Source organism: Marinobacter sp. MIT930201, assembly GCF_047122665.1.
GTDB lineage: Bacteria > Pseudomonadota > Gammaproteobacteria > Pseudomonadales > Oleiphilaceae > Marinobacter > Marinobacter salarius.
This window is the reverse complement of record NZ_CP138916.1, coordinates 3,239,545-3,264,203: the sequence shown is the minus strand read 5'-3', so window position 1 is coordinate 3,264,203 and position 24,659 is coordinate 3,239,545. Positions and strand designations below refer to the sequence as shown.

The 24,659-nt window shown below is 56.6% G+C and carries 30 protein-coding genes; 9 read left to right on the top strand and 21 right to left on the bottom strand.

The features are described 5' to 3' along the window. Window positions 1-58: 58 nt before the first annotated feature. Together SIC19_RS14875 and SIC19_RS14870 are read left to right on the top strand one after the other, a co-directional pair. Entirely contained in the window at window positions 59-1,024 is a 966-nt protein-coding gene (locus SIC19_RS14875; RefSeq protein WP_127401782.1) for a DUF6635 family protein, read from the top strand. Between the two features lie 92 nt (window positions 1,025-1,116). Next, on the top strand, window positions 1,117-1,608 hold the full coding sequence (locus SIC19_RS14870; RefSeq protein ID WP_036209269.1) for an MOSC domain-containing protein: 492 nt from the start codon (window positions 1,117-1,119) through the stop codon (window positions 1,606-1,608). 14 nt (window positions 1,609-1,622) lie between these two features. Here the strand turns inward: SIC19_RS14870 and SIC19_RS14865 are convergent, their stop codons facing one another. The 7 genes from SIC19_RS14865 to SIC19_RS14835 form a co-directional block, all read right to left on the bottom strand. Beyond that, window positions 1,623-2,057: a DUF4399 domain-containing protein gene (locus SIC19_RS14865; RefSeq protein ID WP_007152710.1), complete on the bottom strand. Its 435-nt coding sequence runs from the start codon at window positions 2,055-2,057 to the stop codon at window positions 1,623-1,625. A 92-nt stretch (window positions 2,058-2,149) separates the two neighbouring features. Further along, window positions 2,150-3,103 carry an adenosine deaminase gene (locus SIC19_RS14860; RefSeq protein WP_127401783.1) on the bottom strand — a complete coding sequence of 318 codons (954 nt, stop codon included), beginning with the start codon at window positions 3,101-3,103 and terminating at the stop codon, window positions 2,150-2,152. 137 nt (window positions 3,104-3,240) lie between these two features. Next, window positions 3,241-3,696 carry a CopD family protein gene (locus SIC19_RS14855; protein ID WP_127401784.1) on the bottom strand — a complete coding sequence of 152 codons (456 nt, stop codon included), beginning with the start codon at window positions 3,694-3,696 and terminating at the stop codon, window positions 3,241-3,243. A 106-nt stretch (window positions 3,697-3,802) separates the two neighbouring features. Then, window positions 3,803-5,086 (bottom strand): SO2930 family diheme c-type cytochrome, encoded by a 1,284-nt coding sequence (locus tag SIC19_RS14850; protein ID WP_036209259.1) that lies wholly within the window; start codon window positions 5,084-5,086, stop codon window positions 3,803-3,805. Between the two features lie 13 nt (window positions 5,087-5,099). After that, the gene (locus tag SIC19_RS14845; RefSeq protein WP_127401785.1) at window positions 5,100-6,686 is read right to left on the bottom strand and encodes a parallel beta-helix domain-containing protein; all 1,587 of its coding nucleotides are present in this window, start codon (window positions 6,684-6,686) and stop codon (window positions 5,100-5,102) included. Between the two features lie 223 nt (window positions 6,687-6,909). Further along, entirely contained in the window at window positions 6,910-7,962 is a 1,053-nt protein-coding gene (locus SIC19_RS14840) for a helix-turn-helix domain-containing protein (protein WP_041334125.1), read from the bottom strand. Window positions 7,963-8,048: 86 nt separating this feature from the next. Next, on the bottom strand, window positions 8,049-9,191 hold the full coding sequence (locus SIC19_RS14835) for an iron-containing alcohol dehydrogenase (RefSeq protein WP_040474320.1): 1,143 nt from the start codon (window positions 9,189-9,191) through the stop codon (window positions 8,049-8,051). A 223-nt stretch (window positions 9,192-9,414) separates the two neighbouring features. Between SIC19_RS14835 and phnD the strand changes: the two genes are divergently transcribed. From phnD to SIC19_RS14805, 6 genes are read left to right on the top strand one after another with little or no spacing between them, the layout of a single operon-like run. Then, a complete protein-coding gene (phnD, locus tag SIC19_RS14830; protein ID WP_007152717.1) occupies window positions 9,415-10,407 on the top strand; it encodes a phosphate/phosphite/phosphonate ABC transporter substrate-binding protein in 993 nt (330 codons plus the stop codon). 52 nt (window positions 10,408-10,459) lie between these two features. Next, window positions 10,460-11,254, top strand: a complete 795-nt coding sequence (gene phnC / locus SIC19_RS14825) for a phosphonate ABC transporter ATP-binding protein (RefSeq protein WP_127401786.1) — start codon at window positions 10,460-10,462, stop codon at window positions 11,252-11,254. Further along, on the top strand, window positions 11,251-12,069 hold the full coding sequence (phnE, locus tag SIC19_RS14820) for a phosphonate ABC transporter, permease protein PhnE (RefSeq protein WP_085679484.1): 819 nt from the start codon (window positions 11,251-11,253) through the stop codon (window positions 12,067-12,069). The genes phnC and phnE (SIC19_RS14820) overlap by 4 nt, the downstream gene beginning before the upstream one ends. After that, window positions 12,063-12,872, top strand: a complete 810-nt coding sequence (phnE, locus tag SIC19_RS14815) for a phosphonate ABC transporter, permease protein PhnE (RefSeq protein WP_007152720.1) — start codon at window positions 12,063-12,065, stop codon at window positions 12,870-12,872. Before phnE (SIC19_RS14820) ends, phnE (SIC19_RS14815) begins: the two co-directional genes overlap by 7 nt. Window positions 12,873-12,889: 17 nt before the next feature. After that, entirely contained in the window at window positions 12,890-13,699 is an 810-nt protein-coding gene (locus SIC19_RS14810; RefSeq protein ID WP_127401787.1) for an HAD-IIB family hydrolase, read from the top strand. Between the two features lie 14 nt (window positions 13,700-13,713). After that, entirely contained in the window at window positions 13,714-14,496 is a 783-nt protein-coding gene (locus SIC19_RS14805) for a DeoR/GlpR family DNA-binding transcription regulator (protein WP_228712253.1), read from the top strand. A gap of 43 nt (window positions 14,497-14,539) precedes the next feature. On the opposite strand, the gene SIC19_RS14800 is transcribed toward SIC19_RS14805, so the two are convergent. Together SIC19_RS14800 and SIC19_RS14795 are read right to left on the bottom strand one after the other, a co-directional pair. Continuing rightward, the gene (locus SIC19_RS14800; RefSeq protein ID WP_007152723.1) at window positions 14,540-14,989 is read right to left on the bottom strand and encodes a hypothetical protein; all 450 of its coding nucleotides are present in this window, start codon (window positions 14,987-14,989) and stop codon (window positions 14,540-14,542) included. 178 nt (window positions 14,990-15,167) lie between these two features. Continuing rightward, complete coding sequence (locus SIC19_RS14795) at window positions 15,168-15,950, bottom strand: helix-turn-helix domain-containing protein (RefSeq protein ID WP_085679478.1); 783 nt, start codon at window positions 15,948-15,950, stop codon at window positions 15,168-15,170. Between the two features lie 151 nt (window positions 15,951-16,101). Between SIC19_RS14795 and SIC19_RS14790 the strand changes: the two genes are divergently transcribed. Continuing rightward, complete coding sequence (locus tag SIC19_RS14790) at window positions 16,102-16,509, top strand: hypothetical protein (RefSeq protein WP_127401788.1); 408 nt, start codon at window positions 16,102-16,104, stop codon at window positions 16,507-16,509. 46 nt (window positions 16,510-16,555) lie between these two features. On the opposite strand, the gene SIC19_RS14785 is transcribed toward SIC19_RS14790, so the two are convergent. The 12 genes from SIC19_RS14785 to SIC19_RS14730 all read right to left on the bottom strand — a co-directional run bounded on the left by SIC19_RS14785 (window position 16,556) and on the right by SIC19_RS14730 (window position 24,616). After that, the gene (locus SIC19_RS14785) at window positions 16,556-17,041 is read right to left on the bottom strand and encodes a hypothetical protein (RefSeq protein ID WP_127401789.1); all 486 of its coding nucleotides are present in this window, start codon (window positions 17,039-17,041) and stop codon (window positions 16,556-16,558) included. Window positions 17,042-17,049: 8 nt separating this feature from the next. Then, window positions 17,050-17,430, bottom strand: a complete 381-nt coding sequence (locus SIC19_RS14780) for a DUF6152 family protein (protein WP_127401790.1) — start codon at window positions 17,428-17,430, stop codon at window positions 17,050-17,052. A gap of 51 nt (window positions 17,431-17,481) precedes the next feature. Continuing rightward, window positions 17,482-18,414, bottom strand: coding sequence for a DUF4124 domain-containing protein (locus SIC19_RS14775; RefSeq protein ID WP_228712254.1), 933 nt, complete (start codon window positions 18,412-18,414; stop codon window positions 17,482-17,484). A 45-nt stretch (window positions 18,415-18,459) separates the two neighbouring features. Next, a complete protein-coding gene (locus tag SIC19_RS14770) occupies window positions 18,460-18,615 on the bottom strand; it encodes a hypothetical protein (protein WP_007152729.1) in 156 nt (51 codons plus the stop codon). Between the two features lie 84 nt (window positions 18,616-18,699). After that, complete coding sequence (locus SIC19_RS14765) at window positions 18,700-19,227, bottom strand: DoxX family protein (protein ID WP_127401791.1); 528 nt, start codon at window positions 19,225-19,227, stop codon at window positions 18,700-18,702. Beyond that, window positions 19,211-19,996, bottom strand: coding sequence for a DUF2063 domain-containing protein (locus tag SIC19_RS14760; protein ID WP_007152731.1), 786 nt, complete (start codon window positions 19,994-19,996; stop codon window positions 19,211-19,213). Before SIC19_RS14760 ends, SIC19_RS14765 begins: the two co-directional genes overlap by 17 nt. After that, the gene (locus SIC19_RS14755) at window positions 19,989-20,828 is read right to left on the bottom strand and encodes a DUF692 domain-containing protein (RefSeq protein WP_127401792.1); all 840 of its coding nucleotides are present in this window, start codon (window positions 20,826-20,828) and stop codon (window positions 19,989-19,991) included. Before SIC19_RS14755 ends, SIC19_RS14760 begins: the two co-directional genes overlap by 8 nt. Window positions 20,829-20,830: 2 nt before the next feature. Next, on the bottom strand, window positions 20,831-21,166 hold the full coding sequence (locus SIC19_RS14750) for a DUF2282 domain-containing protein (protein WP_127401793.1): 336 nt from the start codon (window positions 21,164-21,166) through the stop codon (window positions 20,831-20,833). Window positions 21,167-21,224: 58 nt separating this feature from the next. Further along, complete coding sequence (locus tag SIC19_RS14745; RefSeq protein WP_036209219.1) at window positions 21,225-22,028, bottom strand: DNA-binding domain-containing protein; 804 nt, start codon at window positions 22,026-22,028, stop codon at window positions 21,225-21,227. Further along, a complete protein-coding gene (locus SIC19_RS14740) occupies window positions 22,025-22,921 on the bottom strand; it encodes a DUF692 domain-containing protein (protein ID WP_198324909.1) in 897 nt (298 codons plus the stop codon). Before SIC19_RS14740 ends, SIC19_RS14745 begins: the two co-directional genes overlap by 4 nt. A 74-nt stretch (window positions 22,922-22,995) precedes the next feature. Continuing rightward, window positions 22,996-23,280 carry a hypothetical protein gene (locus SIC19_RS14735; RefSeq protein ID WP_075197073.1) on the bottom strand — a complete coding sequence of 95 codons (285 nt, stop codon included), beginning with the start codon at window positions 23,278-23,280 and terminating at the stop codon, window positions 22,996-22,998. Between the two features lie 187 nt (window positions 23,281-23,467). Beyond that, window positions 23,468-24,616, bottom strand: coding sequence for a mechanosensitive ion channel family protein (locus SIC19_RS14730; protein ID WP_127401794.1), 1,149 nt, complete (start codon window positions 24,614-24,616; stop codon window positions 23,468-23,470). Window positions 24,617-24,659 lie beyond the last annotated feature (43 nt).

The following is a 24,659-nucleotide window of genomic DNA, read 5'->3' as shown; positions in this document are numbered from 1 at the left end:
TAAAGTGAGCGCCTGTAAACGACTCCGTCCCACTTACCGGTAACTGCACCTGTCACTTATGCCCATTGCCATACCACCCGAGCAGACCATCTCTGAAGCAGAGATAGAGCTGGCCATAGGCTCGGGCATTGAACGGTATTTCGCCGACTGCCGGTCGCGGGTGCCGGCGTTTATCGACCGACATTTCCACTATCCCGGCGCTGTGGCAACCAACCGGATGGCACTGGGCTGGGACATGTTGCGGGCGCCGATCAATCTGCTTTGGGCGCCGGTTTACGCCCTTGCCTGCCTGGTAAAAATTCCCACGCGCAAACGAGCCGGTCTGAGATGGCTGCACGGAATGGCTGATCGTGTGCCTGCTGGTTTTACCACCCGCGTACAACAGCACATCTCGAGCCTTATTCAGGCCGACCTGCTGAACAATGGCCAGCCAACGGGCCACTTGCTGGAGGACTATCTGGTGGAAGCGCTGGAGGCGGTTTACGAGCGCCACAGCTCTGAGCCAGTCGACCACCAGCACTTTATCAAACTGGTAGAGCCCGTGATTGCCGACGCTCTTCGTCAGTACCGCGTAACGCGGACGGCCTCTGCCGATATCACCAACAGCATTTCATGCACCGTGCTGGGCGCGTTTGCATTCCAGAAGTTTACGCCTGGGGGCATAGGGCTCGGAGTGGTGCTGGCGTCCATGCTTGCAAAGACCCTGGCCGCACGGGACTTTATCCTCGGCGAAACCATTGGCACGTGGTACTACAGCGTCTTTCCACCGGAGCCGTCGCTGGCAACGACCGCCGGCGTCATGCTCGCGGTCATGGCCGCCCTGGCAGCGTTCGCAGCGCTGTCTGGCGTTATTTCCGACCCCGTGCAGGCGGCACTCGGCCTTCATCGTCGTCGCCTGCACAAGCTGCTGGATCACCTGGAGCGGGACGTATCGCTCAGCACCCAAAGCAGCTTTCGGCCGAAAGACCAGTATGTGGCCCGCATTCTGGACACGTTCGACATGATCCGAGCCGGGTTGATTTAGGCAAGAGCCTCCCAGGCAGCGAGGACTGACTGTTCCTGAACTACAATCAGTACCGGCAGGGCCAAACTGACCAGAACTCACATGAGGCACCCATGGCGCAACCAACCCCGCTTCAAACCTTATTCGACACCCTTCCTCAGAGCGGCCGGGTTGAATGGATTGGCATCCGCCCTGCCCGTGATGAGCCCATGACAATACTCGATAACGTGATGATCACGCCGGGCAAAGGCCTAGAAGGCGATCGATTCGAGGGCCGCGAGACCAGCAAGCGGCAGGTCACCCTGATCCAGAAAGAGCACCTGCATGCCATTGCCTCCTGCCTCGGGCGGGATGCTCTTGACCCAGACATTTTCCGGCGCAACATTGTGGTCTCTGGCCTGAACCTCCTGGCCCTGAAAGGCAAAACGTTCCGAATCGGGGGTGTGGTGCTGGAATACACCGGCCTGTGTCACCCCTGCAGCAAGATGGAGACCGCCCTTGGGCCGGGCGGTTATAACGCCATGCGTGGGCATGGCGGTATAACGACGCGAGTGATTGAAGGGGGCGAGGTGGCAATTGGCGACAGCGTTCTGGCCTGCCTCTGAGCCATTTATGGTTACTACTCCACCGTGATGGTGATCTTCTCGGACATCACAGGCGGCTGATGAGGTACGTGCAGGTGGTCCCCCACCAGTAACTGCAAGGTGTGTTCGCCCGGTGACAGCTCCAGGGACGTCTGGGTTTGTCCGCCACCAAAATGAATATGACGATCATCGGACGGAACCGGTTGGTCCATCGCCGGCATATCGTCTACATCCACAAGCAGGTGATGGTGGCCGGTGCCCTTACGTTCCACGCCCGCTGGCGCCACACCCAGCCCATCCAGACCGAATCTCACGGTGACTGGAGAACTCACGGTCTGGCCATCAGTTGGTGTAATAAAATACACCGACGCGCCTTCAGGGGCGGGTGTCGCTCCATGGACCCCGGCAACCATTGAGAAGGCAAGAACCGAACCAAGCAATAAACGTTGTGTGCTGCTGATCATGCTCATGACTCATTCCTTGAACGCGGGATTGACTGTTCAATGGTAGGACAGATTCTCGCATCTTGCCGAATATCGATACTGCCTTGTACAAGCTGCATCTACGGAGCTAGCCGAGCGTCCATACTGTTCTGCGCCAGCCGGCGGGCCTGCTCTTCTGTCATCCCCAGGCCATCACGCAGAGCCACGAAGTTTTCCAGCACATAACCGTCGAAATAGGACGGGTCGTCCGAGTTCACGGTAACCTTCAAACCCTGCTCCAACAGGTCCAGAATGTTGTGGTGGGTCATGTCCTGAAACACACGCAGCTTGATGTTCGACAACGGGCAAACCGTTAACGGGATCTGCTCATCCGCCAGTCGGTCCAACAACTTCGGATCTTCCGCGGCACGGACCCCATGGTCAATACGGTTTACCTTGAGCAGATCCAGGGCCTGCCAGATGTACTCAGGCGGCCCCTCTTCGCCGGCATGGGCAACCGCCAGGAAGCCCTCAGCCCTCGCTTTGGCGAACACCCGCTCAAACTTGCTGGGTGGATGGCCCTGTTCGGCACTGTCCAGCCCCACCGCAAAAAACTGATCACGAAATGGCATCGCCTGTTCAAGTGTCCGGAAGGCGTCATCTTCAGACAGGTGCCGCAGGAAACTGAGAATCAGCCCACCGGTAATGCCCAACTGCTCGCGCCCATCGCGCATGGCACCGCTGATGCCGTTGATGGCCACTTCAAAGGGAATCCCGCGCTCGGTATGGGTTTGCGGATCGTAGAAAGGTTCAACGTGGACAACGCCCTGCGCCTGACACTTCTGCAGATACGCCCAGGTGAGATCGTAGAAATCCTGCTCCGTGCGCAGCACATTGGCACCCTGGTAATAAAGATCCAGGAATTCCTGCAGGTTATTGAAGGAATAGGCCTGTCGCAGCACGTCAACGTCGCTCCACGGCAATTCAATGCCGTTGCGCCGAGCCAGTGCAAACATCAGTTCAGGCTCAAGCGCCCCTTCCAGGTGTAGGTGTAACTCCGCTTTGGGTAGGGTTTTCAGCCAGGCTTCGTTCATCACACTCTCCGGGATGATTTATCGTGTATCAACAAATCATCCCGGAAAGCCATGAGTTCTTGCAAATCCCCGTGCGATTCGCAAAGAAATAAGACGACAGGACGTCAGCATGAGGCGTTATCAGCTACCAGATAGGCCTACAGATACCGCCCGCCCGCACCAATCACCACGACAATCAGCCCAAGAATCAGGTTGGTGCCCACCAGCTTGCGGATCTGTCCCACCTGGCGCCCGCCTTCCTGTGGATCCTGATTGGCAACGGCCTGCTTCAACCGCCGGAAAGGTGCAAAATAGACGTGACAATAGAGCAGCATCATCACAATCCCCAGCCCCTGCATCACATGGACATGCCAGCCGGCACCCGCCATGCCACCGAATACGCTGAAGACCATCCAGTAACCGGTCACCAGCAACAGTATGATCGCCAGCCATACCCAGCGGAAAAACCGGGACAGGGTGTGACACCAAAGCGTACCCCGCTGCGATGCATCAATGACCTCCACCACTGCTGGCCGCATGGCCATATAGGCGAAAAACATACCGCCGACCCAAATCACGGCAGAGAGAACATGCAATGCGATAGCCAGACCCATAAAGCGACTCCCGGATAAGAAATGTGTGACGAGCATAAGCCTCACCCGCCACAAAACCAACTCTCTTGACCGGATTCCCGGCTAAACCCGCCAGGGTGGGACGCTATTACGGCATCGGCGAGCAACTGGCACTGGGCAATTGGTCAATCCAACTGCGAATCAGTTGAGCACCCTCCTGATGCGTTGTGCTACGGCCCAGCTCGGGCATCTTGTGCCGGCTGTCTGTCGTTTCGATGCGGAACAGCAGGTAGGACTCATCCGCGTTGCCTGGAATCACGTCGTACGGATAGCCCTCTTTGCCGCCGGCCACCGGGTCCTTGCAGACTCCGAATTTACCCGGCGAGTCAGCGTAGACGCGGTTGTACTCCAACTGCACGCCGCTACTGCCTGCGGGGCCGGCATAGTCGGCCGGCAGGGTGAGGTCTGCCCGGTGGCAATGGGCGCAGTTGATGTCCAGGTAGGCCCTGGCCTTGTCGTTCAGTTCTGCGTCGCTCAGTGACGGGATGTGGGTTTCGTCATTGAACACCGGTGCCTGTTCCACACTGTTGAAATCCGCCGGTAACCCAGTGAGCAGTTCGCCTTCCGACCAGTATTGAAGCTGGTTGTAGACCGTGCCGTCCGGGTAGCTGAAATCCTTGTTCAGATAACGGGCCTTGGGGCCAATGGGCAGAAAAATCTGCTCACGCTGGTCATCCGGCCCCGCCAGGTCCGGCACAATGGAGTGGCAGGAGTTGCAGTCCGCAGCTTTGGGCACCGCATAATCAAAGGTGAGCGTCTGTCCCTGGTTGTTGATGGTGGTCAGGTCGGTCAGGCGTTTGCCCGCAATGGCGAGTGTCGCCTCGGACTCTGACGACCAGTAATACGGCAATGCCATCCAGCCATCGACCCGGTGGATCAACAGGCGGGTTTCGATCACCAGCTCCGCACCGTCAGGCATGGCGGTATTTTCCGGTAGGGCGAAAGTCTTGGTAATGACCGTCCCAACCGGAAAATCCAGCGCCTCTGATGGGTTGTAACCCACGGTCTTGCCTTCCGGCACAAACACAAAACGGTACTTACTGGTGTAATCGGAGAACAACGCCGTGGAGAGATCATAAGGCACCCCGCCCCGGGTCGGCCCGGCCGTTGGATCACTGGCATCGGTAAACAGATTGTAGTCGGAGAGCTTCGGGCACACCTCCGTCATCAAGGCGTCCCAGTTCACCCCATTCGTGGTTGCACTGCAGCTGCCCTCTGCTCCTGTCGGCGCACCAGCACCGGCATTCAGTGCGCTGCCAGTCGGGTTGGAGCCACTATCGTCCGACGAATCACCACCTCCTCCGCCGCCACACGCAGCCAGAAGAAAAGACGTCACCACACCCGCCGCAATCGTTCTATTACTGTGTTTCATTGGAGACTCTCCCTTACAGCGCGCAGGCCGCTTCGGCCAGATCATCCCCGGTGCAGCCGTAGATGTTGTTGCGGAAGTTCACCACCGCTGGCGCCAGTCGCGGCTGGACGCAGTTCAAGTAGGTGTTGTTGACCATTTGATCGATTAACAGGTGGGGCAGAGGATTGCCATCGCCATCAACCATGGTTACGTCGGCAGGATCATCCGGATAGACCAGTCCGGTATTCACTTCGTCATAGTCTGGCGCCGGGTTGCCATTGATGTTGCTGTTGGCACAAATCTGGTCGCCTGCGCCGTAAGGGTCGTAGTTCACCCCATCGGCCTGCGCCTCGGCGCCAACCAGGGCATTGAAGCCAGCCAACTCTCCGGCATTCGACAGCAGTTCACCGATTCCGTCATACAGAATCGCAGGAAAGGTTTGCGGCGCCCCCTTGCTGTTCATGTTCGAGGAGTAACCATCAATAACCGGCTGAAGTAGCGCACCTCGCGGGTTATCGCCGTTCCGGGCAATGGTGTTGTTATGCAGGTAGACGTTCTTCAGTGTCGGGCTCCAACCATTGCCCATGGTGGCGCCGTAGTTGGCCGGGTAACTGGCAAGGTCATCATCAACCAGCAGATAGCTGGTGATCGCGACCGCCGTGGTGTCATTGTCCGTTATCTGGTTGTTGTACATTTCCACGTCACTGGTGGCCAGCACCAGGACGCCGGTTCCCGGTGGCACCGTGCCAACCACGCCAGCGCCTACGTTATCGGCGTTGTTGTTGTAGGCCTGGTTGTTAAAAACACGAACATTGCCGCCGTAGGCCTTATCCAGCCCTGGCAAGTCGAACACCAGAATGCCACCGGAGTTTCCGAGCGCAATATTGTTGTACACATCCGCCATGGTGGAGTTTTCAATCTCAATGCCGGCCACGTTCTGTTTGGCGGTATTGTTCCGAACCACAATGTTTTCGGACTGCCCCACGTAGATGCCCGCATCCGCCGACCCGAAGGCGTAGTTGTTCTCCAGCAGCACGTTCTGGCTTTTCAGCGGGTACAGCCCGTAGGCGCCGTTGGCCGACTCCAACTCGCCTTCCCAGACCGTGGCGGTATAAGTCATATGGATGCCGTTGACGTTGGTGGCCTTGATGCCGTTCTTCGGCGCCTCGTACACACCGAAGTCCCGCACCGTAATACCGTTCCCGCCCTGGAAGCGGAACGCGTCGTCGCCATTGGACGTGCTGAAATCCAGCGCAGTTTCGTTGATGCCGTAGCCGGTGAGGGTCAACCCACTGGCACTGTTGATGACAATGCTCTCGGTCACCACAAACCGCCCTTTTGGCAGAACCACCAGGGCATCCTCCGGCAAATCGAACAACGCCACGGACAGTGCCTCGGTAATGTCGTCACCGTCTGCAGCATCCGGCGCTACAAGGATGGCGTCTTCAGGAATGGAAAAACCAGACGTGGTCATTGCAAGTTGGGCAACGACATCGGCGGACTGTCCATCGGCTCCGGCCTTGCCGTCTTCTCCATCGTCCCCATCACAACCGGCGAGTAGGAACCCACTTGAAATGGCAGTCACCAACAATAGTTTCTTGAACGTTCTGGCCTGGCGCATCGTAACCTCTGCTTGATCGTGTTGTTGTTATTCAGGCGTTCCCAAAAAGAACGCGGTGTCCCGAACGACACTAAGCAGGATGCGACACGTTGGCGAGAACAACCGATGTGCAGAAAGCCTCACGCCCTGTGCAAATTCTGCAACGGCCCGTGCACCAGGGGTTTGAGAGGAGAAAAGAAGGGCACTGTGCAAAACCTGCAATTCCGGAAATTGCAGGTTTTGATCAGCTGATGTCAGCCCCGAGGCACTGCTGACGGTACTCTGTTGGGGTGGCGTTCTGGATATCCCGAAACGCCCGGTTGAACGAGCTCAGGGTACGGTAGCCAACGTCCAGAGAGATGTTCAGCACGGGTGTGCCCGGTTCGTTCCGCAAACGTTCAGCGGCGTCGGCTACCCGGAGCTGGTTGATGTAGTCATTGAAGTTTCGATAACCCAAAGCCTGGTTAATCACCTTGCGCAAACGGTATTCAGGAATCTCAGTGGCTTCCGACAGCTTTTTGAGAGTCAGCTTCTCTGTTCGATAGAAGCCGGCATCCATGGTTCGGCAAAGCACTGAGGCGTCCTGCTCCTGTTGTGCAAAGTGTGCCTCGTTAGCCTCCTGGGGCTCTGTCTCTGGAGTTGGTCTGGGCTGTGGCTGTGGCGAGCCGGCAGGCCGATCGCTGCCCACCAGATCCATGATTCCCTCCCGCGCCGTAACCAGGCAGATCAGGGTTGCGAAAGCCGCCAGCCCCGTGATGATCCCGCGGATGTACTCATGGTAAAGCCCGAAGTTCAGGCTGACCGTCGCCACGCCTACGGCGCTGCCGACAATCAACAAAAAGGCCAGACGGGCCTTCCTGCGGGCTTCCACCAGATCGTTTCGCCAGTACCGAATCACAAAACTGAGGCCATGCAGCAGCACCACGTACTCGAAGAACTGGCCCAGCCGCCATCCGAAGAACACCGCCGGAGTCCACGCGTCACCGGGCTCTACGAAGGGCCGCGCCAACGCTGGCGCCAGAAAGCTGTATAGCGCCATCGCGCCCCACACTGACTTCAAACGCGGTCGCGGCGCAAAAATCAGCTGACACAGTAGCCAGAACAAGGCGGGCAACGCGGTTTGCAGGTCGGAAGTGATCCAGCGCCATTCGGCTGGAATCAAAGGATCGACCAGGAACGCCACAGACCCAACAATCACCAGCAGGAACAACTGGCCAACCAGCAAATGCCGGAAGTCTCGCAACGTAATCACAAACAGGGGCAACAGGCAGCCAAGCCCGAAGCCGGTTAGCAACATCACTGTTTTTACCTTCTTGTTGTTATCTTAACGCTTGATAACGGATGTTAGCCGAAGTGTTGAACGTTTTGATAGCAACTCACTTTTCAAAACGACTCGCGCATGATGTTTTCAATGGTTGGCCTTGGCAACACAACGGGGTTGGCCTTCATGGAAGAAGAGCTTGCAGCCGACTGTGAAGCGGCAATAATGTGCTCTTCCGTCACTCCAATGGATGCCAGCCCGGGCAAGCCACTTTGACAGATCCATTCACGAAAACGTGGTAGCGCCTGATCCGCGGACGCCTCAAATATGTCTGCAATCCAGCCAACTACCCGATCAATACGAGCCTTATGCTCCGCCTCAACCACGCTATCGCGGTTGGCGGCTATACCTGCCGGCAACAAGGCACCACAGAGGGCACCATGGGGCGCACCAGATAATCCTCCCAACGGACCGGCAATGCCATGAACGACACCCAGTCCCGAGTTTGCAAGTGCAAGCCCACCAAACAGACTCACTTGAGCCATGGCGTCACGCGCCTCTTCAGACTCACCATCCATCAGTTGTTTTAACGCGGCCAGGCCTTTGGGGATTGCCTCTTTGCACAACATGTCGGTGAACAGATTGGAGCGTGATGAGAGATACGGCTCGATGACCTGGGTAATGGCATCCAGCCCTGAGTGCAAGGTAACACCCCGGGGACAATGGTCGGTCAGCGCAGGATCTATCAGGGCAAGGTCAGGGAGCAACTGGTTATCCCGCAGACTCACCTTCCGCTGAGCTTCCGGAATATCAATAACCGCGTTTCGGGTCGCCTCTGCCCCCGTTCCCGAAGTGGTTGGAATCAGGATCAAGGGCAGGCGCTGGGTGGATAACGGCAGCCCCTCTCCGACCACCTCCAGGTGGCTCATCAACTCAGTCTGGCTGGACAGCATCGCAGCCAGTACCTTCGCTGAATCCATGACAGAACCACCACCAATGCCGATGACCAGATCGACACCCAATGCTTTGCCTTGCCGAATGGCAGCATTCAATGTCTGTAAATCTGGTTCCTTATGCACAGACATCGTTTGGACAATATCAACGGCATTCAGTGACTCGAATACCCTGGCAAGTCGATCAGGATGGCGACCATGAACGATCAGTACTCGCTTACCCAGCCTTGTCACCCGGTCGCTCAGCTGGGCTATCTGTCCTCTCCCGAAGACAATGTCGGTCGGAGTTACCAGGCTAAAAGTGTCGGGCATAGAGAAGATCGTCCTCGATATGGATGATGTTCAATTGAACACTAATTACGGTGTCGATCCAAGTGTTCCGATGCCTCTCACCTTGTCTAATGCTCATTTACTGTTATGCTGAATGTTCAATTGAACATCTGATAATAACAAGCTGAGTGAGCTGGTCCTTCCCGGATGTTCAATGCGAGGCAGAGAAACCTCAGGCATGGACCGCTCCACATGGAGAAAAAGAATGAACCTGTCTAAGAAAGTGTTTCCCGGTATTCTCCCGTCGGTGACTCTGGCGGCATCCGCCTTGCTGGTCGGCTTCAGCGGTCAGGCATTTGCGGATTGCGAACGAGGCTCGCTAGACGCCAAGTACTGCGACGAAAACGGCGATATGGTTGCTGACCTGCCAGCGGACAAATCAGAGTGGGTGAATCCCGACACTCTGATCTTTGCCTACACGCCGGTCGAAGACCCCGCCATCTATTCCGACATCTGGCAGCCCTTCATCGATCATCTGTCTGAAGTGACAGGCAAGGATGTTCGCTTCTTCGCCGTGCAATCCAACGCCGCGCAAGTGGAAGCCATGCGCAGCGGCCGTTTGCATGTGGCGGGCTTTTCTACCGGCCCGACGCCTTTCGCGGTAAATCTCGCCGGTGCGGTGCCCTTCGCCTTGATGGGCTCAGACTCCGGGCAGTTCGGCTACTCGCTTCAGGTCTACACCCACGTCGATTCCGACATCCATGAAATAACCGACCTGAAAGGTAAGCGCGTCGCACACACCTCCCCTACCTCGAACTCCGGTAACCAGGCCCCCCGTGCCCTGTTCCCGGAAATGGGCGTGGTACCAGGTGACGACTATGAAATCACCTTCTCCGGCAGCCATGACCAGTCCATGCTCGGCGTGGTGGCCAAGGATTACGACGCGGCTCCTGTGGCCTCGGAAGTGGTTGAGCGTATGGCCGCGCGAGGGCTTTACGACGAGGAAGATGTGCGTCTGGTGTGGGAGTCCGACCGGTTCCCGACAACCTCCTATAACCACGCCCACAACCTGCATCCCGAGCTGGTCGAGAAAATTCGTGAAGCCTTTTACAGCTTCAAGTTTTCCGGCACCGAGCTGGGCGAAGAGTTTGAGGGCGTCGAAACCTTCATCCCCATCAACTACAAGGACAACTGGCGCGTAATTCGCACCATCCAGGCGTCCAACGGCGTTCAGTACACGCCCGACAATCTGAAATAAGAGCAACAGGCGCTTCCGGCCAATGGCCGGAAGCTCTGGCCGGAGTGAATTCATGATAGAAATTACCAACCTGGTAAAGCGATACGGGCACAATGAGCCGGTGCTAAAAGGCCTGGATCTTGAGGTTGACGGCAGCAGCGTCGTTTCCATCGTCGGCGCCTCTGGAGCGGGGAAAAGCACACTGCTGCGCTGCATCAACCGGCTGGTTGAGCCCACATCGGGTTCGATCAAGTTGAATGGCCACCAACTGGTCAATCTTCGCGGCAGCGAATTGCGACATTCCCGCCGGCGTATCGGCATGGTTTTTCAGGGATTTAACCTGATTGATCGCTTGACGGTCATGGAAAACGTGCTGTCTGGACGCTTGGGCTATGTGTCACTGTTCCAGGCCCTGACCCGCCGCTTCCCTCAATCGGATATCGATCGCGCCTTCCACCTGATGGAGCGCGTGGGTATCGCCCACTACGCCAATAATCGAGCCGACCAGTTGTCCGGGGGTGAACGGCAACGGGTAGCCGTAGTGCGGGCACTGATGCAGGAGCCGGAGATTCTGCTGGCGGATGAGCCAACCGCGTCGCTGGACCCCAAAACCTCTCAGCAGATCATGAGCCTGCTCCAAACCCTGGCCAGCGAAATGTCGCTGCCGGTGCTGATCAACATCCACAACGTCACTCAGGCGCGGATGTACACGGATCGCATTGTGGGTATGCGTCACGGTCAGATGATTTTTGACGGCTCTCCCAAGGACTTCAACCAGGATGCGCTGGATGCCATTTACGGCGGCATTGAGTCCCCGGACGAGGATGCGGCTGAGGCCGGCGCCCAAACCCAGGAGGCGACCGTATGACCACCGGCAGAACTGCAACCGACATGACGTCGGGCAGGGTCTGGAAGAAGCCCCCGTTCATAGCCAACCCCTGGCTCCGCTATGGCTTGATCGCCGTTACCCTGACCTATCTCTACTGGGCTTTCTCCACGCTGCCGTTTGATTGGGCGCGAATTTCCGAGGGCCTGCCCCGAGCCGCCAAAATATTCGGTGGAGCCTTTCCTCCCAGCTTTGAGCGTGCCGGACTCTTGTGGACCGGCTTCAAGGAAAGCTTCCAGATTGCATTCCTGGCAACCCTGCTTGGGGTGTTTCTGTCGATACCTATTGCGGTGATGGCTGCCAAAAACGTGGCTCCGAAGCCAGTCTATCTAGTGGGGCGCGCTATCATCATTATCTCCCGCAGCTTCCACCCGGTCATCGTGGCCATCCTGTTTGTGGCGGCCGTCGGGTTTGGCCCCATGGCAGGCATTCTGACCCTGACACTCTATTCCATCGGGTTCGTGGCCAAACTGTTGGCCGAAGAAATCGAAGAAATCGACTGGGGCCAGGTGGAAGCCATGCGCTCCGTCGGCGCAGGGTATCTGAAGATGCTGATCTACGGCGTGTTTCCGCAGATCATGCCACGCCAGATTGGGCTATCCATGTACCAGCTCGACAGCAACCTGCGCGCTTCCGCGGTGGTTGGCATTGTCGGAGCAGGCGGTATTGGCGGCACACTGATGAATGCGTTCGGACGTTACGATTACGACTTCGCCTTTGCCATTCTGCTGATGATTATTGGCATCATTCTGGTCAGCGAAGGCATAAGCGGATGGGTGAGGAAAAAAGTATGGTAGATCACGCTGCGAAACTGACTGACCGTGTTTGGTCCCGCTACGACCGGAAAGAACAGTGGACCCGCTATGGGATCTACCTGGTAACCCTGATTGCGATTGTCTGGGCGGTGCGTGACATCGACATTTTCTGGCCCTGGGTGTGGGACGCCCCCAACCAGATCCAGAACCTGGGTGCACGCATGTGGCCACCGGAGTTCAGCACCTGGAATGCCATCTTCGCGGCCATGCTGGAAACCGTACACATTGCCACCCTGTCTACCATGCTCACGATATTCATTGCCCTGCCGGTGTCCTATATCGCCGCGCAGAACACCACGCCGAACAAGGCCACCCTGTGGCTCGGTCGGTTTATTCTTGTGTCCAGCCGCTCAGTAAACACCATCATCTGGGCCCTGCTGTTCGTCGCCATTTTCGGCCCCGGGGTACTTGCGGGCATTCTGGCGGTTATGTTCCGGTCAATCGGTTTCATTGGTAAACTGATGGGCGAGGCTATCGAGGAGATCGATCGCCGCCCCGTCGAAGCTATGCAGGCAACCGGCGCCAGCAAAATGAAAGTAGTGCTGTACGCGATCGTGCCGCAGGTAATGCCAGCCTTTTTTGCCATCATCATCCTGCGCTGGGATATCAACATCCGTGAATCCACCGTGCTTGGTTTGGTGGGCGCCGGTGGCATCGGAGTGCTGCTGCAAGGGTCTATCGACCTGTTTGCCTGGCAGACGGTGGCCACGATTCTGCTCGCTATTGTGGTGTTGGTAATTCTGGGCGAAGCACTAACCAGCGCCTTGCGCAAGAAAGTTATCTGACGCGGAAAACCCAGTCCATGACAAACAGCTTTAACTTTGGCCAAGCGGACGTATTGTTCACCGACGTGGACGATACCCTGACCACCGATGGTCAATTGCTGCCAGAAACCTATCTGGCCCTTTGTCGGCTGGCAGCGGCTGGTATTCGCGTGATTCCGGTGACCGGGGGTTGCGCCGGCTGGTGCGACCAGATCATCAGAACGTGGCCGGTCACTGCCGTAATTGGTGAAGGCGGCGCCTTCTACGCCGAGCGGACCGCCCCCCAGACGGTCCGCTGGCACTACTGGAACGACGCAGCCGGCCATAAGCGCGACCAAGAGGCCATACTGACTGCAGTCGCCGCACTGGATCTGGACTTCGAGCCACAACTCGCCAGCGACCAGGCCTTCCGCTATGTCGATGTAGCGGTCGACTACAACCAGCAGCAGTCTTTAAGCTCAGAGCAAGTAGCGGTTCTTCATAATGCTCTGGTTGGCCGGGGCTTCAACGTTCGGCAAAGCTCGATCCACCTCAACGTCTGGCTCGGCGATTTTGACAAGTCCACGATGGCCGTGCGTGTAGGGCAGGAAGTGTTGGGACTGGATCGTCAGGCGTTGCAGCAGCGCGCGGTTTTCATCGGCGATGCACCCAATGATGAAAGCATGTTTCGATGTTTTCCATTAAGTGTTGGCGTGGCAAACATTCGCAAGCATCTGCCCGGGATGACCCATCGGCCGGCCGCCGTTGTCAGCCAGCGTTCCGGGCTGGGCTTCGCGGAGATGGCCGAAAACTGGCTGAGGCAACGGACCGAATCCGACCTGCCTCAGGCCGAAACACATCCTGTGTGATCAAGCCAGGGGTAATGGACCGAGTATCTAATCTGATGGGCGCCAAAGATCGGCAAAAAAGCATTCTGGATTGGGTGAACGAGCAGAAGCATGTCGAGGTTGAAGACATTGCCCAACGCTTTGGAGTCACCACCCAAACCATTCGCCGAGACATCAACAAACTGTGCGAACAGGGTGTGCTACGTCGTCGTTATGGCGGCGTCAGCCTACCGGCCAGTGCCACGGTTTCTCCCGTTGAAAACGCGCGGATCCATCATCATGTCACCAAGCAGCAGATGGCTCAGCGGGTTGCAATGGATATTCCTGAAGGCGCCACCGTCAGCCTGGGCGTCGGCAGCACCATCGAACTGGTGGCGAAAGCGCTGATTCATCATCAGTCACTGCGCATCCTGACCAACAATCTCAGTGTAGCCTCTGCGCTTTCCGGCAATTCCGGCATCGAAGTCATCGTTTCCGGTGGGCAATACCGGCACAATCACCATGATGTGGTCGGGCCGGAAGTGACCGGATTTTTCAGCTCCTTCATCACCGACTTTGGCATCATCAGCACCGGTAGCATGGACCCACAGCATGGCCTGATGGATTTTGATATCCGCGAGGCCGAAGTCAGCCGGGCCATCATTTCCAACACCCGGTCACGCTTGCTGGTGGCCAACCATAGCAAATGGACCCAAAGCTCTCATTGTAAAGTCGCCTCATTCAAGTATGTGGATCGCTTCTACACCGACTTCATTAGTGCCGGAAAACAGATAGGCCTGCCTGCGTCGCTTGAAATCATCGAGTGCGTTGGAGCTTAACGAGTCCGAACGTTCGCAAGGCGGTGCAGTGAATATCTCCTACTTAACCCTGCCAGATTCCCAGCATTGCGCCTGCACCCAGAACGAGCGCCCCGCCGACTTCCCCGACGATCAGCAACAGCATGAAGAACCCGGTCACCCAGGACGGCAACTGCCGCTTACCCAGGCGGTGGGGCCGGCGCAATTGGTTGTCTGTATCCTGAAGCAGGCCGTGAATCACATAGGTACCAATTGCAAAAGCGAAGAACACCAGTGCAGCCACGGCGGCAGTCGTGTTAACCCAATCAGCCAGCACACTATGAGCGCTGAACGCCGCCAGCAGCAGCGCCGCAAAGCTGTAGAGCAGCGAACTGCGGTGAGCGATATCCACATATACCGGCGAGGTAGCGTCCTCACTCCGCGCCATATGCCGGTATTTCCAAATGCCGGTAAGCAGGCCTGTCATAAAAAACAGGAAAGCCGCTGAAAGGCAGATTTTTTCAGCCAGAGACATGCCGTCGCTCCGTGGTTATTATTAACAGGCTGAATTATGCCACTGGAAAGACGGTGCGGTAGGATAAAACAGGAAACACCTATCTTTCGGCCTTTGATGACCAGTTGATTCCCCATGACACGACCCAAACGCATCTACCTCGCCGGCCCGGAAGTCTTTTCCCCGGCAGCAGCCCGCTTCAGCTTTGCCAGAAAGCCTTGCTACGCTCATCCATTGGGAAAAAATGCTCGATCCGCAAGTTCTGTGCGGTGACATCCAAAGGCGTGCCTATCGTTGCAATGGTCGAAAAGATTCTAAGCTGCTGATCTCCCAGGTTCAGGGTAAAAGGAATCGCCGGGTAGTCGAGATGTTCCACCACGTGGCTTTTCCAGTTCTGTGGAACACCGGGCAGAGTCAAGGCATGCTCCAGCAATCGGTTGGGCTGGTCCCGGAAGGGGCCGGCTAGATGCTCATGGTAGACCCGCTGCAGCATGTGGCATGCGATGTTTCCCCAATCTCCCACAAAGGGTTTCATGCCCTCGTTGTCCAACAGCGATAGCAGAAAGTTCGGCCTTGCGGGAAAGTGAGCACCCAGTTCCACCATTCTTACCATCATCGCCTGCATGGCCGTGTTAGCCATCACCAGATAGTACTCGTGATCAAAGACAACCGCCGGGTACGGCAGGTGCGCCTGCAAGAGGTGATCAAGCGCTTCTTTGATCATTGCCATGCCTGGCGCGTTCAAATCCTGATCGCTGTAAACCTGGCTGTAACCCGCCGCAGACAGCAGGCGGTTGGTCGCCGCCAGATCCGTCTGAAGCATCTGCGCCAAATGCAGAACCATGCCCTTACTGGGCTGGCTTCGGCCCGTTTCCAGAAAGCTGATGTGCTTCGCCGATACTTCGCATTCCAGGGCGAAATCCATCTGGCTCAACCGTTTACCCTGCCGCATTTCTCTAAAAAGCGTACCGAAGGCGCTCATGGTAGTTCCTGTGAATATTCGAGTGTTCAGCGATTATCTTCCTCAAGGGTGTGCTGCACCATTACCTCACAGGTAATTGTGCCCATCACCGCCCAGGTAGATGCTTTGTAGCGTAGTCCAACACATTGTGAAACCCGATTGAGGTGATCCTATGAAAAACTTCGTCCGTCAATTCAGCGTAAAACAGATCGTCCTGAGCGATGTTTTCCTCTCTACGCCACTGGCATTGGCACTGATCCTGGCCGCAGAGCCGATCGCCGAGCTAGCGGGAGGGCCAGGTGCAGCCTTCTATCTGGTGGTGGGCATAGTGATGCTGCTCTGGTGCGTTGATATGGCCGCTATGGCCATGAACGCACGGTGGCTGGAGAAATACTTCAACCTGATGATGGTTGTGGATGTTAGCTGGGCCCTGCTGTCTTTCGCCCTGATGCTGTGGTTTGCGGAGAGCCTGCAGGCGTTGGGCTGGGTGCTGTTCGCAGTGAACATTCTTGTTCCACTGGACATGGCGTGGATGAAACGGGTTGCTGGCAGTAAACCTCTTGAACCTGCATTCAGCTAGCCTTCGAAACACCGGGTAGCGGCAACTCCTGTCGCTACCCGCCTGCTCAGAAGTAGCCCAATAGCCTGCCAATAGTCAGCGCACTCATCCAGAACACCAGAGACATCAAGGCACCTGCCCTCAAGGGCAAAGGCATGGAAGCACTCATTGGGAGGCTCCGTATATCCCGGCGCTTTAACACCCGAGCAAGTAGCAACGCGTTCGACAATCCCAACAGGACAACCACCATCTTGACCCGGAACAATATCGACCCGGCGTAGTCCACCGCCGCTGTGGCGAATAGAAGCGAGCCACAGACCACCGCTAACCCCAAACCAAACGCGGAGGTGACTCGAAGCACATCGACAAACACCATCACAGGGTAGCGGCGCCAGAGCCCCAGCAAACGCAGATCCAGCGGCACAATTCCACCAATCAGCAGGGCAACACCAAGAATATGCCCGGCGTTGATCAGCGGGTATGCGAGGGTGGAATTGCGCAGCGCCGATACAAAGGCCAGGTTTTCAACAAAGACCAGCGCCGGCTCAATCATTCCCAGGCTCAGGAATCACGACCGGGATACAAGTCGTAGTTCGTCCCATCGATGACAATCCGCTCGGCCTTGACCAACCGTTCGCCCTCTTTGGCGGAACGGTGACCGTGCACGGTCATTTCCCGGCCGACGCTCAAAATCTCTTTACTGAGCCCGACACGGTCGTTACGCCAGGGTTGGCCGACTTCCACAACCCATGCCTCGCCATCAACGTCTATCGTGACCTCGCCATGGGGATTACCAAGGCGCATTGACTGGATGGTACCGGTGATTTCAAATTCCTCGTCCGTGGCCCAGGCCCAACCGTGATGAGCATGAGCGGCAGAGGCAGCGAGAACAGCAACAAGAAACGCAAAACCGAGCAGGTGGGTAAAACGAAGGTGAGGCATAGTGAGTCCTCTCATTGCGGGTTTTCAAAGATGAAGAGCAACGACCGACGGTTAAAACCGGATGATGTCGTTACCCTGTTCGTGCAGCCAACGCCGCCAGTCCAAATCCAACATACTGACTCCGCCGATGTAATTATCATCCACCAGGTAGTATGCGAGAGTGCGATCACCCCGGTTGAAGTTGTGCATCAGCCGCACCACGAAGTTGCGGCGGGTCGGTTTGGAGAGCAGGAAACTCAGGAATTGACCGGACTGAGCCCTCAAACTCCCATGCCCCGACAGCTCTGAATGGCGCCACTTATAACTGGATAATTTCAGAAACTGTGAAATGCCCGTTAAACGGCCCTGTTCACGGGCCTGAGCAACCACCCAACTGTTTTCCTGATGACGTTCAAAGTACAGGCCCGATTCATCACGTTCCAGCATTTCCATCTGCTCGGCAAGCCCCTCATTCAACCAGAGCGGCGCATAAGGAACGATGGTATCGACAACCGCGTGGCTCACCTCATGCTTGATCGTTTCAAAGGTGCGGCTTCTGTTTTCCTGCACATAGACGACTATCTGGTGTTCGGAAGGTATATACAGGCCGTATGAAGCAACCGCCAGACCTTTATTCCTGCGAACAAGGTAATTCCGGTATTCAGCCTTATCCTTGAACATCACTATATTGACCGGAACCGTCCTGTACATATCAAAGGACATCACACGGTCAAAGAACTCGTAGACGTTGTTCACACCATCAACAATCTGCTGATTTTCCTCTTCACTCAGCTCCACATCGACGGCTTTAATCTTGATATCAAAACGCGACCATTTCGACGCGCCAGGCTTCACGTTGACAACTTCCTGCTCAACGCGATGGTCTTCCCGATCGCTGAAATGAATCTTCCCGTCTTCATCCACCCATTTATAAATCTTTGCATGACCAGAGACTGCAAAGATCATAGAGAGTAGAAAAACAAGGACTGGGTTTACGACTTTCATTAACGCTTTAATCCCTGCGCTTCAGAACCAGATCTGCCCCGGTGACTATTTCACGCTAATCTGCTTCGGGCCCGCTGAGGTTTCTTGGCCACTCTTACCCTTACCTACGTACTCAACGGCCCCACCAGCCTTTAAAAAAGCTGCCGTCTGCTCTTCAATGGTGGCAGAGGTTAATGTCACTTTCTCGGGCTTCTTGCTCATGGTGTTCTCCACGTTAACTGTTGGCTTATCCAACAACTAAACACCCATGATATATGAAATAGGAAAAAAGTGTTTGGATGTACTTCAGCGCCGGTAACGTGCCGCGATGAAGCGGTCCATTGAACACCAACCCGGCCCGTAAGCCATCAGATAAAGCAGCACCGCCGCCCATACCCCGTGCGTTGGCCAGGCACCGGGATAGACGAATATCTGGATGGTAAGCGTCATCACCAGCAGGGCCATCGCCGAGAATCGGGTGGCCAGCCCCAACAAGAGCAGAATCGGAAACAGATGCTCGGCGAACGCCGCCATCAAGGCCGCCAGCTCGGGGGCGATCAATGGCAGACTGTACTCCTCCTTGAACAGAAAGAGCGCGCTGTCCGACAACCGTGGTACCCCCAGGCTGAACTCACCGGAGACAATGTCGATGGCCAGCCCTTCAATTTTGGTCTGGCCTGATTTCCAGAACACGCCGGCAATCGAAAAGCGGGCGATCATAGCGATCAGGGTGTCCGGAATGCGTCCGAAAAGAGTGTTTGCCTGCTTGATCAGGCCTGGCAGGACACCCGTGCCGGTTGAGGTTTGAGCAGCGGTTTCAGTCGAGTTGTCCATGTTCATCTCCGGGGTAAAGGGAGGTAATGATCTGCCAGCGCAGCAAAAGGGTCAGCGCTGCAACAAGATCAAAACCGGGCTCGCATGCCTTGGCGTCCTGTTCAGCCTGCGACAACGTTTCCTTCTGTATCAGTCGATCCATAAAAACGCCGGTGGCCTCTGCGATATCGATGCACTGGACTTCCAGCCCGGAACGCAGCACCAATACGGTTTCTGGTTGCAGAGGGTCAACACGGGCCAGTCCAGGGTCTGCCTGCTGGTGCGCGGCCCACAACGAAAACACGGCGAACCGTGATTGCAGCACTGCCACCGAGGGATGGATATCCATGCGAAGCCCGGGTAGCCGAGGGGGAGCAGACAGCACTCCGGTTATGTCCTCCGTGCCAAGCGGCTCAACATCGGCAGAATGGAATGCGTCGAGTCGTAGTCTTTCGAGTCGGGCCACGTCGGCCAGATAGGGTACTGATGATGCCGGGCTAAAGGTGTCGATAAAGGCCGGAAATTCGCGCCCGTAGAAGGTCAGGATTTGCGAACGCGGTGGTTGCGCCACCACAAACACCCTGGCCATGGCGCGGAAGAAGGCTTCGCCAACCAGTTGTTGGCACACAGGAAACGTGGCAGCGAGTGCATCAATCAGTGATACCACGATGTTGTTGCGATACACCGCAAAGCGCTGGTTCGGATCGGAACCGTTCCACGCCCGTAACCCGTCCGGGCAGGGTTGCGCCGGATCAAGCAATGCGCTGGCGAATACTGTCTGCTCACTCACGTTGGCCTCCTGCTTCAACAAGGTACGAGTCGGCGAGATTGACCTCGGCCAGCAAAACGTCAAATGGCGGAATGTCGTTATCGCGTTCGATCAGCGTGGCAGTCGGCCCCATTTGCTCAAGTACTTCGGTATAGAGTGCCCACACGTCTTGCGCAACGGGTGCGCTATGGCTGTCTATAAGCAGCGGGTCGCCGTTGGCATCGGCCTGGGAGGCAAAACCACCAAGGTGAATCTGCTCCGCCCGGTCAAGCGGTAATGCACGGATATAAGCCCCGGGCTCGCGGTGATGGTTGATGCACGAAACATAGGCGTTGTTGACGTCGAGCAGCAGGCCACAGCCCGTGCGGCGTATTACTTCGCTGATGAAGTCGGTCTCCGACAGGGTCGAGGTCGAGAACTCCAGATAGGTCGCCGGGTTCTCCAGCAACATGCGGCAACCCAGATGCGTCTGCACCTGATCGATGTGGTCACACACACGGTTCAGGGTGGTGGCCGTGTATGGCAGCGGCAACAGATCATTGAGAAAGAAGTCACCATGACTCGACCAGGCCAGGTGCTCAGAAAAAACCTGCGGCGCATAACGGTCAATCAGCACCGCCAGCGCATCAAGATGTGTTTTGTCCAGGGGAGCGTCGGCTCCGATCGAGAGCCCTACCCCATGCAATGACAACGGGTAGTGCTCACGAATTTTCCCCAGATAATGGTGCATAGGGCCACCCGAAACCATGTAGTTCTCGGCATGAACCTCAAAGAAACCAATGTCTGGGCCCGATTCCAGAATGTTCCGAAAGTGCTCTGGTTTCAGGCCCAAGCCTGCCCGTGAGGGCAGCATTGCTACTTCTCCTCGAAGGCTTCGAGTTGTCCGAAGCCTGTGGGTGAAGTCGGGGATGCGGTCTCCTCGCAAGTGCCTTTCGGAACCAGCGTCCAGACATTCCCTTGATAATCGATAGTGGACGTGCCCGCACAGGTAGTGCCCGGCCCGGCGGCGCAGTCGTTCTTACCGGCGAGCGAAACTCCATAGCACTTTTCCATGCCCTCCGCGTGGGCAACGTCCGGAACGGCAGCGATGGAGATCGCAGAACCCAGGGCGAGTGCCATGGCAGCAGCGGTCATGGTGCGGGTGGTGTTGGTTTCGGTGATCTCGGACTGTGAGATTTTGGATTTGGACATGTCAGACTCCTGAATTTTACGGTCGGCCAAAGCACGCCGATAAGGGTTACGGTGTCACTCAAACAGGCCCCGGCTTGACCTCCGACAACAGCCCATCCGCCAGCCAACGCGCCAGCCAGGTGCCAATCGACGCGTCAATACTGGTATTCGGATAGCCTTCTGCGAGTTGCTCACACACTTGTGCAAAACTGAGCCCCTCAAGCAGGCCCTTAAGTGCGGCATACTCATCCGACTCAAGTGTGCGAAAGTAGCTTCGCTGGTCGCTGCGCCAGAACAGGTGCCCTACCGGCTCGTTCAGCTTTTCGGCGACGGGCGGTGTTTGTTTCTGATCCAGCGCATGCCAGATTTCCAGTGCGTTCCACTCGAACTGAGCGAGCGAAACGGACGGGTGGAAGACGAATCCCAGCGATGCCCACTGCGCCTCGCCGACATTTGCCAATTGCTCACCGGTGAGAATGGCGGCATTCGGTGCATCGAAGGCGCTGTGGAGCCTCCAGTCCATGGTTGCCAGCTCGGCGATTTCCGGATCGGAAGACAAAGCTTGCTGCAAAAAGCGTGGGAAGTTGCGGCCATGGTCGCCCAGATTCGGCGAGTGCGATGGATTCGTCTCGGTGTAGCGAGTGCAAATTGCGTCGAATGCGTCGTCACCGAGATAGGCCCAAGTTTGCTCAAAAGCAGACTGGAGCGCCTCGTTCATCCGCGAGCGATAGCCAGAATGGTAGATATGCAGGCGCCGCTTACTCTGGTCAGAAGCACCGCCCGTCAGCTCGGAAAGAATGTCGTCCGAAACACCATCGCCCAAAACATAGTTTTGCAGTCCTGCTTGCAGATCGGCTAACGAACGAGGGGCGTAATCAGTCATGCGAATGCCTCCTCGCGATCCCATACAGGGGTGTGACGAGCCGCCACGGCCCTCACCCGGTCGAGTTCCACGATCAGGTCCTCCAGCGGCGGAATTGAATCGTCACGCTCGATCATCGTGCTGACCGGCCCGAAGCGACGGCATGCATAGGCGTAGAGATCAAACACTTCGTCGGGTACCGGCGCATCGTGGGTATCGATGATGACGTCACCCAGGTTTGAGTGCCCGGCCACATGAATCTGCTGGATGCGGTGCGCTGGCACGCCGTCGATGAAGTCACGCGGGTCGAAGCCGTGGTTCATACCGCTTACGTAGATGTTGTTTACATCAAGTAGCAGCAAGCAGTCGGCTTCCTCCGCAAGGGCGGTCAGAAACGCCCATTCGCTCATCTCTGAACTGGCGTAATCGATATAGCTTGAAACGTTTTCCAGCACCAGACGGCGCCCAAGCGTTTCCTGCACCTCGCGAACGCGCGCGGCAACGTGTCGCAAGGCTTCTTCGGTATAAGGTAATGGAAAAAGATCGTGCAGGTTCGTGCCGTGCACACCGGTCCAACATAAGTGATCAGAAACCCACATCGGTTGGATACGGTCCGCAAGCGCTTTCAGGCGCTGCAGATAGCCATGGTCTAAGGGAGAAACAGAACCAATCGACATCGACACACCATGCATCGCGATTGGGTAGTCGGCGCGAATCCTGTCGAGCATCGCAAGCGGTTTTCCGCCCTGGACCATGTAATTTTCGGAGATGACCTCGAGCCAATCCACCGCCTGCGGCTGGGCAAGAAAGCTGTTGTAATGACGCGGGCGCAAACCCAGCCCAAAACCCTGGAACGGCTCACGGAGACTGTTCTTCAGCCCATTCAGTTTGGCTTTGGCAGAGTGATTCATCATCCGTTAAATCTCCCGTTGAAAACCCGGGGCGCGCCGGAACGCGCCTCCGGACAAACACATTTGATCTGGCCTACTCAGCCCAGATCGCCAATCACACCACCTTCCGACAGGCAGTCGCTTGCTGACATCCCCTTGAAGCCTTGGGCCTTGCACGCGTTCTGTCCTTTACAGGCATTTTCGGTGGTTTTGCAGTCGGCCGTTCCCTTACAGGAGTTCACCCCATAGCAATGCACTTTATCGCTGCCGGAGACCGCCGCACCGCTGGAGCCGGCAGGTGGTTCAGCGGCATAGGCCATTCCTGAAGTCGCGAAGGCGGCGGCGAGAGCTGCAATGCGGGCACCGTTTAGCATCGTGTTCATATCTGTTTCCTTTTCATCTATGAGTTCGGAGCGGCAGGCAACCATTCAGCATGTGTTTCCCGCCTGAACAAATAGTGCGCTGCATGGGCCGACCAGATCATCACGGAATGATCACGAGAGTGTCACCATTGTCATAACAGGGTTCACGTCACCCGGCGTGGGAGAGAGGAGGGGGGGGAGCAAGGAGTTATCCGTTAGCTTCCCGCTTGCTGTAGAGGGGCTCCAGAACCGGCTTGAGCCCTTTTGCATCATCTATAAACAGTTGCAAATGAGGGAAAGGAATCTCAATGCCGGCGGCATCCAGCGCCTCTTTCATCTGTTCCAGAACATCAGCCATGATTCTGGGCTGCACATCCAGATTATCGGGAGTAATCCACACCTTGGCTTCAAGGTTCACTGAAGAATCGCCCAGGCTTTTAAGCAGAACACGGGGCTCCATACCAGCACCCTGTAAAACTTCAGGGTGCGTCAGCAGAACCGGCATCAGCACATCCCTCGCGGCCTTCGCGGATTCTTTGTAAGCAATGCCCACCGGGATATTCAGGCGGGTGACCCCTTCTGCGCTGTAATTGATGATGTCGGATGACGCCACACTGTCGTTTGGAATCATCGCGAAGATATTATCCCGGGTGCGCAGCCAGGTGGTGCGCAAGGCAATCTTGACCACTTTGCCGTCTTGCCCGTTGATGGTCACCCAATCACCAATGCGGAACGGCCTCTCAATCAGCAGGGTGATACCGGCAATGAAATTGGAGAGGGTTGATTGCGCCGCAAAGCCAACGGCGATACCGACGATCCCCAACCCCGCCACAATCGAAGTCACATCGAAACCGAACTGGGCGAGCACCGTCACCACAGCCAGCGCTGAGACGACCACCGAAAACAGGTTCTCGACCAGCTGACGAATCGAAGGATCCATTTTGTAGCGCACCATGCTGTCCTTGATCAGGCGTGCCAGAACCAGCCAGGCCACATAGAAACCGAGGGCCATAAAGCCCGCCCTCGCCATCGCCTTGAGAACCTCAGGAGACGTCCCGAACTGTGCAAGAATGAAGACCAGCGCCCCTAACCCGGCCAGATAACGCAGAGTGCTTCGCACCTGAATGAACAGAGGTGTTTTGGCCCGCTGCTTGCCCAAGACCAGCCGGATAGCACCTGTCACCACCAGATAGATCCCGAAAAACACCCCAAGATAGATTACAGAGACCAACAACTGGCCAAGCATCTGTACGACAAGCGCGCCCCAGTCCAAATCCTCACCTGACACGGCCAGGAAGGCATCGCCAATATTTCGCTGGAGCTGTTCAACCAGCTCGGTACCAAAGGATTCAGCCATCAGGTGTCTGCTCTTCTTTTGTTGTGGGGGCGGGCGTCACTTT